The following is a 13977-nucleotide window of genomic DNA, read 5'->3' as shown; positions in this document are numbered from 1 at the left end:
TAAATTTGTGATTCTGACAAGAATCTGTTGAGCGATAGCTCATTAGCGAATATCCAAGTAATCCAAGACCAATTCACAGAACATCATGTTGGCCCAAGAGAACCATTCACGAGAGTAGAGAGTCGGATCATCTACATGGAAGCTTTCGTGCATCACACCTGTTCCACCATCACAAGCAACGAGCTGATCTAGCAAGAATTTTTTCTCAGCTTTATCTGTAGCTGTTAAGCCTTGGATAGATAGGGCAATCGGCCAGATATAACGATAGAAGGTATGAGAACTTCCGAGACCGCTAGCATATTCTCCCTGGTAGAAGTAAGGATTTTCAGGGCTCAGAATGGTACGACGAGTTGCTTGATAGACTTTATCATTGACATCGCAGTAACCAAGATATGGAGCAGCCAACAAACTTGGTACATTAGGGTCGTCCATGATGCTAGCATTTCCTAGACCATCCACTTCAAAGGCGTAAATCTTTTCACCCTTACTGTTGGTGGTGTAGGCGTAGTTTTCGATTCCTTCTTGGATCTCAGCTTGGAGACGTTTTGCATCTGCGATAATACTCTGGCTATCAGCTAGATTCAATTCTGCAAATATTTCTTGAACATAACCTAAGACAACGACTGCAAACATATTTGACGGAATCAAGTAGCTATATTGACAACAATCATCACTCGGACGAAAGGCTGACCAGGTCATTCCTGTCACGGCAAAGTCAGGACCAAAACCATCATTTACCAAAGTGTCTTCCTTACGATCGGTATCCCGAACAAAGCGATAAGGTGAATTCTTGTGGTCTTGTTCTACCGTCCAAAGATGAAGGATCTCCTTGGTTGCTGTAACAAAAATCTCATCAAACTGACTGGTTTCTCCTGTTTCTTTCCAAAGAAGATAAGCCAACTGCAATGGATAGCAAAGCGAATCTACTTCATACTTGCGTTCCCAAATCCAGCCATTGAGATCTGTATGGTCTGTTTCGTGGTGACCCTTCCAATTTTCTTCAATGTTGAAGGAGTTAGCATAGGGATCCTTGAGGATCAAGGTCATCTGACGCTTGACCAAACCTGCAATGGTCTGACGCAGGAGGGCATCTCTTTTAGCCACATGCAGATATGGTCTGAGTTGGGCTGTCGAATCCCTAAGCCACATAGCAGGAATATCCCCAGTCAAGACAAAAGTTGAACCGTCTTCTAGGATTTCAACCGTATTGTCCAAGGTATCGGTATAGCAACGCTCAAAGACATCCACCCACTCTGGATGGTCCTTAGCCCGTTCTGCTACTTCATCTAGCCATTCTCTAACAATTTCTTTTGAATAAATCATCGTGCAGTATCCTCTTTCAAACAAGTTTCATTTTCAGTATATAGCTTTTGAGACAGAAAATACATACACAAATGATAGTCATTTCTCTACAAAATAGTTATATTTTAAAGTCATTTTATAAAGGACCTATTTTTCTGATATAATGTAGAAAAACAGCTAAAGGAAAGACTATGAAACCACTACTTGAAACCATAGATACGCGTTTTGGAACAGCCAGTAAACATGCATTTTCACGAGGTAATACACTACCATACACTGGAGTACCTTTTGGGATGAATTACTTTGTTCCACAAACGAGTGATCAGGAAGGATCTTGGTTTTTTGATCCCCATCTTCCCATATTTCAGGGCATTCGACTAACCCACCAGCCCAGCCCTTGGATTGGAGACTACTCTTGGCTCCTTCTGACACCTGTCACAGGTCAGATTAGTGGAGACAGCCTCTTCCATCGTCAGTCTTCCTATAACCTTGATCGTGCTATTTTCAATCCCCATTATCTCAGAATTTTTTCTGAGCGTTATCAGATTGAAACTCAGTTAACTCCTACTTGCTACGGTGCTTCTGTTCAACTAAGACAGACACAAGGAAAAAACCTATCCATCTATCTGCATACGAATGATGATTTGACAGTGGAGCAAGTGGATGAGCGTACTGTCAGCCTTGTCCAAAGTGGATTAACCGAAACAAATAAGAGTCCTCTCGTCATGTTCACTGCCCTCGCATTCTCTAAGGATATTCTATCTATCAATCAAGTGGGGCAAGACTGGCGTATTGACTTGGCTGGATCGGAAACTCAAGTTCAACTGGCGACTTCTTTTATTTCTAAAGAACAGGCCCTCTTTAATCTGCCTAGAAAAGACTTTGAAGAAACGAAATCAGATGCTAAAGCTAGTTGGGAAAACCTTCTAGGTCGTTTTGATGTCGTGGAAACTGGCTCTGTAGACCGAACATTTTTTGATCACTGTCTTTATCGACTCTTTCTCTTCCCGCAAACCTTCTATGAGGTAAATGAACAGGGTGTGAATATTCATATAGATCTTGCTTCAGGAACTATCAAGCCCGGTCTGCTCTTTACCAACAATGGTTTTTGGGATACCTTCCGCACTTCATTCCCACTCTTTGCCTTGATTATTCCTGAACACTATCGTCAATTTCTTGAGGGCTTCCTCAATAGCTACCGCGACGCTGGATACCTTCCTAAGTGGCTGGCTCCAGATGAAAGAGGAATGATGCCTGGTACTTTGATTGATGGTGTACTAGCAGATAGTGCTTGCAAAGACATGGCACCTGAACTTGAAGAAGAATTTCTCCAAGCTATGCTTGAAACAGCCAGCAAGTCCGATCCTCTCGGCATCAATGGTCGTCACGGACTAGCCCAATACCAAGAACTAGGCTACCTCTCTACCGACCACCACGAAAGCGTCAGCCACACACTAGACTATGCATACAGTGACTTTTGTATCGCAAGCTGTGCCAAAAAACGAGGGAAAATAGAAATCGCTGAAACCTACAAGGCCGCATCACAAAATTACCGCCATCTATTTGACATTGAGACAGGTTACATGAGAGCGCGTGATAGTCAAGGCAACTTCCGCCCTGACTTCTCTCCTTATAGTTGGGGACGCGACTATGCCGAATGTTCAGCCGTCCAAGCTACTTTAGGCATCCTCCACGACATCCCAGGTTTGATCCAACTTATGGGTGGAAAAGAAGCCTTCAGCAACTATCTTTTGAAAACCTGTCAGGATGCTCCGCTCTTTGAAACGACTGGCTATGGATATGAAATTCATGAGATGAGTGAGATGGCAACAGCGCCATTTGCTCAACTAGCCATTTCAAACCAACCAAGTTTCCACATCCCTTATCTTTTCCACTACAGTAGTTATCCCCAATATACCAGCCTCTTAATCAAGACTCTCCGTCAAAAATCCTTTCGAGCTGGCTGGGATGCCTATCCAGGAGATGAGGATAATGGTAGTCTATCGGCTTGGTATGTATGGTCTGCTCTCGGACTTTACCCAACCTGCCCAGGAAAAGCAAGTTATGACCTTGGAATTCCACTCTTTGACCACCTTCGTGTCTATTTGGCTAAAGAAAATAAATGGCTAGATATCCATACTAAACAAAACCACAGCCATTTTAACTTTGTAAAAGAATGCCGACTAGATAATACCTCTATAACTAGCATTCAACATCAAGACCTCTTAAAAGCTGAGCAACTGACCTTTACACTTAGCTGGTTGCCAAGTCACTCGTCAACTTTCTGAAATGCAAAAATCTCCTAGCAGACTTTCCTGCTAGGAGATTTTCTTATGAGAGGTACTTGTTTAAGCTTTGAAAATCGGACTTATCATCTGATAATTATCAAATAATCTACCAATTAAGCTTCTTCGTCTTCTTTACGACGACGGCCTGCAAGACCAAGACCAAGTAATGCACTTGCGGCTGCTGCTACCATAGCTACAGTAGAATCTGCTGTACCTGTATTTGGTAATTCTTTAGCTACTTTACGCGCATTTGCTTGTGCTGATGTTGCTTGGCTAGCATTAGATGCCGCCTTAGCTTTGTCAGCGTCTGTCAAGTTGCTTGGATCTTTAACTGCTGTTGCTGTTGGATCTTGAACGCCTTCTGAATCTTTAGCTTTCGCTACTGCTTTATCGGCTGGAATTACTGCTGTTGATCCATCTGGGAAGGTTACAGTCGCTGTTCCATCTTGACCTACTTTAACATCTGTTGCTGTTGGGTTAGATTTCTTAACTTCGTCTGCAACTTTAGCTTTTTCTGCGTCTGTTAAGTTAGCTGGATCTTTAACTGGTGTTACTGCTGGGTCTTTAAGGCCTGCTGCATCTTTTGGCGCTGGGGCTTGAACAGTTACAGTGTGTGTATACTCGTCAGACTCTTTACCTTGACTATCTACTGCTTTATATTTAACAGTAAATGTTCCTGGTGTTGCTAAATCTACTGCTTCAAGAGTTGTTTTGCTTGTATCACCATTGATTGATACTACTGTTGGTGTACCTTTTGTTCCCAATGTAGCATTTTGGTCATCTTCATGGTCTGTTACTTTCGCTAGAGTTGAAAGATCTACAGTTCCTCCTGCAGTTACTGTCGTTACATCTGAATCTGTTGCAGATGATACTACTGGTTTTTCGTTTGTTACATTAATTTTGTATCTTCCCAGACGACTAGCAGGTGAATCAGGTCCATTATGACTGATGATTTCTAGCTTATTGTTACCTTCTTGGAATGGCGCATTTTCGTTCATTGTCAATGTGATTGTATGAACAGATACTCCTTTGTCCACTGACTTAATAGTTGCTTTATCACCATTTTTGATGATTGACCATCCATTTTGGCTTTGTTCTAAAGCAATCTCAGTCGTAGATGTAGCACCTTTAGCAGTATAGAAGAAATATGATCTTCCCGCATCATGTGGTACTGTTACAGTTACTTCTTTTGCTCCTGCTACAACACTAGCACCATCTTTAGCTGCTGCTGATGGTAAAATCTTAGACGCCCCTACTGCTACTGAAACTGCTGTAGACGGTGTTTCTATTCCATTTACAACTTGTGTAATTTCTACTGGATTTTTAGGTGCAAAGAAGCGTCTTGCTGCCTCACTAGCTCCTGGTAATTGTGTATTACTATTTAATCCTTCTTCTAATGGGAGTTTCCAAGTACCATCTTCTCCTACTACAGCTGTTTTTTCTGAAATCACAGCTCCTGTTTCTGGATTCTTAACAGTAACTTTAACTGTTGCTCCAGGTGTCCCTGTACCTGTTAATTCTGAATCTGATGATGGAACTGAATTCGGAATACTTCCTTGTGCTGTTATTGTTGTATTTACTGTTGGTGCAGTTCCGCTCTTAATTACTGTAGACTTTTCAATTAAATCAGTTGAGTCATCGTTATACGTTACGACAAGTTTACCAGCTTCAGTTGATTGCGTTACACTCTTGATAAACGAACTAGAATTTGTAACTTCACTACCTCTAACGCTCGCAAGACGTGCATCTGTACTTGTTGTAGAGTAGATAAGCTTAAGATTATTTTTTATAGAATCAAGATCAGTCTGTGATAAAGTATTAGGATTAGCTACAGTAACTTTATCCGCATTAGTTAATTCTTTTGGTTGGTATTTGTATGTTTGAGATTTAACAACTAACTTGAAGTAACCATCTTGAGTTAAACCATTATCTGTAGATTCAACCTTTTCACCAGCTGTATTATAAATTTTGAGATATCTTTCACCTAAAACAGAATGTTGATCTTCACGTCTGTTAGTATTAGCAAGTCCTAAAAATCTCTCATTTCTTTTACCTGTAATTTTCATATTTACAGGACCAGCTGTTTCACTTAGAGTTTGAGTATAGCTCCATCCAAAACCATCAATTTGAACAGCACTATCTTTAGTCGTTTCATCAAGCGCTCTATTACCCCCACCTCTAACTACTGCTTTTGTGATATTTCCTGTTGATGAATTTATAGCAATATTAATATCTGTATCTTCTTGGTTATACAGATAAATTTCTTTTGTAGCATCATCAGAAAACTCCATTGTATAGCTAATATTCTGTACAGTTTTTGTTGTCTCAGCTCTAAATGCATTATCTTTATCTAATGCTTTACCGTTACGTGGGGCGTTAGATCCTGTGTTTTCGATTGAGTTAGAATCAGATTTTTTCTCAGTGTTTTCTGCTTTTTTACCTACAGTTTCTTTTCCGTTAGTAGTGTCTACTGCTGGAGTTTCTTTTTGCTCTACAGGCTTAGCTTTTAATTTAGTATTAACTGTAGTGACAAGTTTGTTGTAAGCTTCTGTTAGTTGAACTTGAGCAGTTGCATTCGCTAATGTAGCTTTTGCTGCCTCTAAGTCAGCTTTTAAGACTGCAACACTTTCTTCAGTTTTGTTATCGTAAGAACCGTTAGAAAGTTTTGTCTCAATTTCTGAAATGTAGCTTTCAAGTTGAGTTTTGTTCAAAACTGGCGCTGCTTCTATCGCAGGCTTAGACTTGTCTTGTTCAGGTTGTGGTTTGGCGCTTTCAGTAACCTGCGTTCCCTGAATTTCCTCCGCTTGAACTGATACAGCTCCATTTCCTAAGAACATGAAAAGAGCAGCGACTGCTACACTAGCCGCTCCAAAGCTATATTTACGAATCGAATAACGCGTGACCTTTTCTATCCTTTTTTCAATATATATGCAAACTTTTCGACTATAAAATTTCAAAAAAAAAAAAAAACATTTTTGATAAAGTAGGGGATTTTCAGACAGTTTGCTTTTGCATTTTTTTACGCTTGGATATATATTTAATCGCCATATTATACTGTTGTGTTTTAGTGCGATTTATACTTATATTATAGAAGGTTTTACATATATATAATTATAATTCAAGTGAGTTTAAAAACAAGAATTGACTATTAGCCCAATATTCAATGAAAATCAAAGAACATACTAGAAAGCTAGCCGCAGGCTGCTCAAAACAGTGTTTTGAAGTTGTGGATAGAACACCATACCTACGGCAAGGCGAAGCTGACGTGGTTTGAAGAGATTTTCGAAGAGTACAAAATAAAACATGCTATCTAATTCGATAACATGTCCCCATTCTCATTTATAGTAAAGCCTCAAACTCAACGACAGTCATACCCAATTGCTGGCTAGCAACCTCCGAAGTCAGAAGACCTTGGCGAACCATATCTAAGAAAGCAAAGACTCTTCCTTCTACTCGACCGCATTCAAGACCACGTTCTAAACCTTGTTCAATACCTTCGGCTCTAGCGGTGTCCAAAGCATAGTCCTGTGCTAACAAGGCTTGTTCTTCTCGCATACGTAGTTGGCTAAACATCTTCCTGTCCTCCTCGGACCAGCTCTTGTAGTCCAGCAGTTGGTCTGCTTGGCTGATGGCTCGCTCGGGTTCTTGGGTAAAGGGCTTGTTGCCAAAAAACTCCAACCAGGGCTTGCGAATCTTGTCTTTGCTGGTTTCTCTGTATTTTTTTAGTTCCAAGAATGCCATTACTTGTGATGGTCTTATAAGAGTGCTTCAAACTCTGCGACCGTCATACCTAATTGCTGACTAGCAACCTCGGAAGTCAGAAGACCTTGGTGAACCATATCTAGGAAAGCAAAGACTCTTCCTTCAACTTTCCCTCGTTCAAGTCCCTGTTCGATACCTTCTGCACGACCACGTTCTAAGCCTTTTTCTTCAGCTTGTTCCAAGGCATAGTCCTGTGCCAACAAGGCTTGTTCTTCTCGCATACGTAGTTGACTAAACATCTTCCTGTCCTCCTCGGACCAGCTCTTGTAGTCTAGCAGTTGGTCTGCTTGACTGATGGCTCGCTCGGGTTCTTGGGTAAAAGGTTTGTTCCCGAAAAACTCCAACCAGGGCTTACGAACCTCGTCTTTGCTGGTTTCTCTGTATTTTTTTAGTTCCAAGAATGCCATCTTGACTAGATGGTTTTCTTGTCCATTGTTTGTGATGGTTAAGACCTCACCTGTTGTGTCCTCACGCATACTAAAACTATGAAAGGCTAAGTCATCTTGGAAGTAATTGCTGTCCACAATTGCGATAGCATAAACTGGTGCGATGTGCTTGTAACTCTGGTGTGTATTGCCTTCTTGCTGGCGAACTTTTTCTAGGTTTTGATTGACCTGACTACATAAATAAGCCCACAGACGATTGATGAAAAAATTCTGATGATGGACTTGTATTTCGATGATAACTTGAGTGCCATTATCTAGTTCAGCTAAAACATCTATACTAGTGTAAAAATCCTGCGCCGAGTAAGGCAGGGAAGGTAAGACGTGAATGTTACTTCCCTCCAAAATGGTCACATTTTTGGCTGGCAAGTCCAGCATGTCGCGGATAAATTGACAAGTGATTTCTGGATTGCTAAAGATTTTCTTAGCAACCAAATCATTGGTCGGGCTAATGCCCGGATGACGTACAGTCATACTTTCTCCCCTTTCATTATAACACATTTTCAAAAGCCAGAGTGTTAGATTCTCTGGCTCTATCTATTTATTCGAAAAGGAAATGAATTGTAAAGATATGTTATCTCGTTTCAACTAAAATATGAACTTGATCAACCAACTGTCCATCAACAGTCAGATTCAGATAGAAATCCAAGGTCTTATCAGCAGCAAAATACAGGGTTGGTAGGCACAAATCTTTTTTGCTTTCACCAGTTTGGAATTGAAGGACTTGAATCTCGTCCTGATAGGCGACACCATGGACACCTGTCCCCGGTTGAATCGAAATCTTAGCCTCCAAAGGAGTATTACTTTCGCTACGTTCAATCCTAAAATGAAGAGTCTCTCCCTTTGTCACAGCCAGACTTTTTTCTGCAAATGCTAGTCCCTGAACAACTTCTTTTTTTGATAAGCTAGGAGTTTTATAGAGGGAAATCTTGGTCAATACAGGCATAGATTGTGCCTCTGTAATCATCACGCGCACCTTCTGTGCCTCTACTAGCGGACCTCGCAGGAGACGCTTATGACCAACTGTAAAGCCCATTCCAAATTCTTGCCAGACACCATCCACCTCTACTTGCACATAAAAAGCAGCGATTCGTTGCCCTAGCTTCAAATCTTCTCTTAACTCAATTACATCAAAAGTTTTAGGAGATCCTAGATCGAGTTCTAACTGGATGGGCAAGCCTACGCCGCTTGCCCAAGAGCTGGTCTCAAAGCCATCTGTTAGATGATGACAAGCAAAGTCTGCGGAAAAAGCAGGACCAGATACCTCAGCTCCCAGAGCCAAATCTTCTTTATAGAGCTCATTGCGATAGGTCGCAAATTCATAAAGTCGTTCAATATCCTTTGCATCAAAGAGACCATCTTGATTCGGTGGAATATTGAGTAAGAGAGGGGCGCCTCGCCCCACCGAGTGAAAGTAGATTTCGACCAATTCCTCAAGAGATTTGGGATCCTGATCTTCATGGTAGAACCAACCCGGCCGAATGGAGACATCTGCCTCACCGATTGAAAAAATCGTGCCCGAGGAATCTCCGTGTTGAAGATAGTCCAGCTCTGCTTCTGTTCCTAGTTTGTCAGGATTCACCTTTTGCCACAGTGGATCACCTGCATACCCTCGTTCATTGCCAATCCAGCGAATGCTGGTGCCTTCTGTTGAAAAAATCAAGCAATCGCCCTGCAGGTCACGAATGGTTTCAAACCATTTTTCAAATTCATAATTGACCTTTTGAGCGCCCTCTCCTCTAGCACCATCCATCCACACCTCAGCAAATTTTCCTCTATTTCCATAGGCAGGATTTGATAAGATTTCCTTCAGCTGATCCAGATAATAGGCATTGTAGTCCGCTTCTCGGTCCACATGATAGAGAGGACTGTGGGCATCCCAGGGTGATAGGTAGACCCCCATATCCATATCAAATTCTGTAGCAGCTTGGGACACTTCAAGGAGCAAGTCCCCCTCTCCATTCCTCCAAGGACTAGCCTTAACCGAATAATCTGTGTGAGCTGTCGGATAAAGGATAAAGCCATCGTGGTGCTTGACCACCAAAATCAACTTTTTAAAGCCTGTTTCCTTGAGCACGCGAACCCATTCACGCGCATCTAGCTGTGTCGGGTTAAAGCGTTCAGGATCCTCCTGACCTGTCCCCCATTCCTGGTCATAAAAGGTATTGGGACCAAAATGGATAAAAGCTGCTAGTTCATCCTCTAGATAAGCTAGCTGGGCCTGACTAGGCAAGGGGCCATGCGGTTTTATTTCTCTTACCATACTACTTCCTATCTACATTTTTCTTAACTTTTTTGGCGTGTACTTGCAATTCTGTTAACGCTAGAGAGCTTGCCAAGTTTTCAAATCGAAGACGAAGGGCATAGGTCGCCACCTTGTCAAATTCAAAACCAAGCTCTTCATCCTTGTCGCTTGACACTTTTCTAATAGCTGATACAGGTCGCCAATTCTCCTCTTGCTTGAGCAGAGATTCCTTATCCAAATGATTTGGAGTCCGAGGCAAGGCAGGCTCATTCCCTATGTAATAATCAATAAAACTAGGCTCCACCGCCACGTATTCTTGATTCTCAACATAATACAAGGTCACGTTATCCACAAATCGAGGTTTTAAAATCCCTGCATCTCCAAAAAGAATGCCGACGCTGGCTTTCTCTGACTTGGCAATCCAAGTATTGGCTGTCGATTTTTTCCGAGCAATGACCTTGTCATTGAGGTAAGAGGCTGGGTGATTCGGCTCTGAGTGGGAAGCAAAGACCAGAGGCAGGTTGGATCCTGTCCACTGATTGGAAATAACTTCCCCAGCTACACTGGCATCTGTCACATGAATGGTGACTGTTGCCGGCAACTCACAGCCCGCTACTTGTCCTGTGAGCACACATTCTCCTACCTGAGCATAGACTTGGGGTTCGAGTTCATCCCAAGTCACCTTGGCCGTATCTCGTCTGCCATCCGATAAGACTAGCTTGACTCGGTCTGGTAAGTGTGGGGTTTCCTTGACAAGCGTCCAAACCCTTTCAGGCTCAATAGCGCAAATCCCTTGGACACAAATCTGAGCCGAAACCTTTAAATTCAGCCCCTCTAGCTGACCAGATACCGTAAATTCATGAAATTTTTCCAAATCTTCTTTAGGAATTGCCTCCCAAACAACCTTGACGCGTCTTACACCGCCTGACTCATAGTCCACCAAGACTGAAGATGGCAGTTGTGGATAAGTCCCCTTATCTGTATACAAGCGAAGTGGTCGTACAGAAACTGCCTGCCCTAGTGAGCTATTTTCTGCCACCTGCATGTAAGTTTGATAGGTTTTCCCTTGATAAATGGCGCGAATAGCCAAGTCGCCTGCGGACAAGAAATGAAGCACTCCCTGCTTGATAATAGCGTGGGAACTACCACTCGTCTCCCAAATCACTTCACTATTCCCCACCTTGTTCACAGGGTTATCCACAGTTTGTGGATAAAGTCCAATAGCTGGGGAATCTCCTTCTTGCAAACCTGCCTGCTTGTTCACTCGAATCTCAAACAAGAGCTGATTTTTCACTGGATGGCAAGCCAAAGCCTCTCCCACTAAGAAATCGAAACTTGCTGGCTCTAGCCCTCTGGCACTGGCTTTTACTCTAACTTGACCTTCCTGATCCAAGCTCTGAACCAAGAGGACACCTCTGCCATGAAAGGCTTTACGCTTAAACTGACCATTTTTCTGAGCCTGATAACGTTCACGACTGGCCTGACTGCCGTTATCCACACCCACAATGCGAGCTGGTCCTTCAATTTCAAAATGAAACTGATTGGAAGCACTCGGCACCCAATTTCCATCTTGGTCCAATACATCAAAATAGAGATAGAGGAGGTCTTGCCCATCTGCCTCCAGCTGTGTTTTCTCGGCATGAAGCCCAATCTTAGCAGACTTACCTGCAGTCACTACCCTATCTTCTGCCACAATCTGACCTTGACAGTTATAGGCCACAGCACGCAATTCTCCTGGTTGATAAGCCAAACGCCATTCGAGATAGAGTTGGTCAGAATCTTCTCCCTCTTGGTATTTTCTACCATCTGCAGTCCATTTTTCCTGAAAGGTTTTCAGACCTTGGGATTTTCCATTGAGAAATAACTCTACAGAACCAGCATTTGAATACACTCGAACAGGGATATCCCCATACTTATCCACAACTTGTTGATAACTCTTGTGGATTTCCCAATTCCAATGGGGCAGGATATGAACCATGGGATGCTGATTTACGTCCAACCACTGACTTTGATAGAGATAATAGTCATTTTTAGGAATACCTGCTGTGTCCACGATCCCAAAATAGGAACTCTTGACAGGCGTATCATTTTGGTTGTGCCAAGGAGTCGGCTCACCGATATAGTCCACTCCTGTCCAGATAAACTGACCTGCGTAGTCTAGTCGATTTCTATCTGCTATCCAAGAAGCCGTCGCTGTCTTCCCCCAAGGAACCCGATCATTGCCATAGTCTGACTGTTCAAAATTCCTCACGCGACGATTATCCCCAACCCATTCCTTATCTGGACGAAAATAGCTGTCACGCGTTCGGGTGGCCGATGAGGTTTCAGATCCATAAAGTCGCCAATTGGGATGTCTTTTGCGAATCCCATCAATATTGTCTTCTGAGTAATTCAAGCCCACTACATCCAGCAAATCAGCAATCTTTTCATGACCTCCAGAACCATCTCCAAAGCGGAATTGATCCATTCCCATGGTCACAAAACGACCATCATCCACTTCCTTGACCCTCCCTAGCAAGCGTTTGATAGTCTTCAATGAATGAGCATCTCCATTTGCTTCACTAACTTCGTTTCCCAAGGACCACATAAAGATAGCTGGATTGTTCTTGCCACGCTCAATCATGGTGCGCAAATCGTAATCTGACCAGAAATCGCCTGCTTTCGCTTCTGGGTGAGTCGCTTCTTCCTCAAAAAAGCGACCATAGTCATATTCTTTCTTGCCTCCATACCAGGTATCAAAGGCTTCTTCTTGGATAAGTAATCCCATTTTGGCCGCCACATCTAGCAAGATACTACTAGCTGGATTATGGGTGATCCGGATCGCATTGACGCCCATTTCCTTCATCTGGCATAAGCGTCTCTCAGCAGCTGACCTGTTTTCCACAGCTCCCAGCGCTCCGTAGTCATGGTGCAGACAAACTCCATGAATCTTCAACCAGCGACCATTTAGAAAGAAGCCCTTATCCGCTTGCCAATCCATATAGCGATAACCAAAGGTCTCCTCTTCTTCATCAACCAAAATGCCATTTTTGTAAAGGCGAGTCTTCAATTGGTAAAGGTGAGGATGATCAATATCCCAAAGTAAAGGGTGAAAAATTGATATGGCTTGTTGGAAATGATGTTTTTCTCCAGAATCAATTACTAGAAAATCTGTCGCCTGCCAGTCTGACAGCTGCTGTCCCTCATACCAGATACTCTGTTCCAAATACACCGACACGGATTGAGATCCATCATTTGAAACCTTACTTTCAAGCTGAGTTTCTACCCATCCATCTCTTTGTTCCTCGAGCTTAGGACTTTCTATCTTAATCCCATACAAATCCAGATGAACTGAATCTGTCACCAACAATTTTACTTCTCGGTAAATACCGCTACCAGAGTACCAACGACTGCTAGGTTGCTGATTTTCAACAAAAACCGCAAGCTGGTTGGCCGTCCCATCGTTTCTTAGATAAGGCGTGATATCATAAGAAAAAGGTGTATAGCCATTGGGATAATAGCCCAGCACTTGTCCATTGATATAGACTGGGGCATTCATGTAAACCCCATCAAAGAGCAAACGCACCGAAACCAGACTGGCATCTTCTTCCAAGTAAAACTGCGTCCGGTACCAGGCTTGACCCCCGTTTAACTGACCACCCTCATTTTGAGCTGGCGAATACTGGTCAAAATCATTGTAAATACTCCAGTCATGTGGTACTTGAATAGCCTGCCAATTTTCCCTCTGAAAATCCGGTGCCAAGGCCTCTTCTTTCCCCACCTCTTGGCTAAAAAACCAGTGACTTCGTAAAATTTCTTCTCTTCTCATATGAGCATCCCTCTTTAAACAACTCGATTTACTTGACTATAGCACAAAACAAAAGCGCTTTCAAGACTGCCTCCATCACTCCCTAAATCCTCAGAAAAGATTCTATAATTTGTGGAGAAGGATCTTAAT

The 13977-nt window shown here is 42.6% G+C and carries 6 protein-coding genes and 1 pseudogene; 1 reads left to right on the top strand and 6 read right to left on the bottom strand.

All coding sequences use genetic code 11. From position 1 onward, the window contains the following. Window positions 1–42: 42 nt before the first annotated feature. On the bottom strand, window positions 43–1323 hold the full coding sequence (locus M1F37_RS06540; RefSeq protein WP_247935197.1) for a glycoside hydrolase family 125 protein: 1281 nt from the start codon (window positions 1321–1323) through the stop codon (window positions 43–45). A 170-nt stretch (window positions 1324–1493) separates the two neighbouring features. Between M1F37_RS06540 and M1F37_RS06535 the strand changes: the two genes are divergently transcribed. Beyond that, window positions 1494–3590 (top strand): GH92 family glycosyl hydrolase, encoded by a 2097-nt coding sequence (locus M1F37_RS06535; RefSeq protein ID WP_247935196.1) that lies wholly within the window; start codon window positions 1494–1496, stop codon window positions 3588–3590. Between the two features lie 113 nt (window positions 3591–3703). On the opposite strand, the gene M1F37_RS06530 is transcribed toward M1F37_RS06535, so the two are convergent. The 5 genes and pseudogenes from M1F37_RS06530 to M1F37_RS06510 form a co-directional block, all read right to left on the bottom strand. Next, the gene (locus M1F37_RS06530; protein WP_247935195.1) at window positions 3704–6547 is read right to left on the bottom strand and encodes a YSIRK-type signal peptide-containing protein; all 2844 of its coding nucleotides are present in this window, start codon (window positions 6545–6547) and stop codon (window positions 3704–3706) included. Between the two features lie 382 nt (window positions 6548–6929). Next, window positions 6930–7331: pseudogene (locus tag M1F37_RS06525) on the bottom strand (flagellar assembly protein H domain protein); the annotation flags it as partial. A gap of 14 nt (window positions 7332–7345) precedes the next feature. After that, window positions 7346–8269 carry an Rpn family recombination-promoting nuclease/putative transposase gene (locus M1F37_RS06520; RefSeq protein ID WP_247935194.1) on the bottom strand — a complete coding sequence of 308 codons (924 nt, stop codon included), beginning with the start codon at window positions 8267–8269 and terminating at the stop codon, window positions 7346–7348. Window positions 8270–8369: 100 nt separating this feature from the next. Then, window positions 8370–10058: an alpha-L-fucosidase gene (locus M1F37_RS06515; RefSeq protein ID WP_247935193.1), complete on the bottom strand. Its 1689-nt coding sequence runs from the start codon at window positions 10056–10058 to the stop codon at window positions 8370–8372. Window position 10059: 1 nt separating this feature from the next. Further along, entirely contained in the window at window positions 10060–13848 is a 3789-nt protein-coding gene (locus M1F37_RS06510; RefSeq protein WP_247935192.1) for a sugar-binding domain-containing protein, read from the bottom strand. Between the last annotated feature and the right edge of the window lie 129 nt (window positions 13849–13977).

The sequence above is a fragment of the Streptococcus mitis genome, assembly GCF_023109105.1.
GTDB lineage: Bacteria > Bacillota > Bacilli > Lactobacillales > Streptococcaceae > Streptococcus > Streptococcus mitis_BW.
The sequence above is the reverse complement of the archived record's forward strand: the minus strand, read 5'-3'. Positions and strand labels throughout refer to the sequence as shown.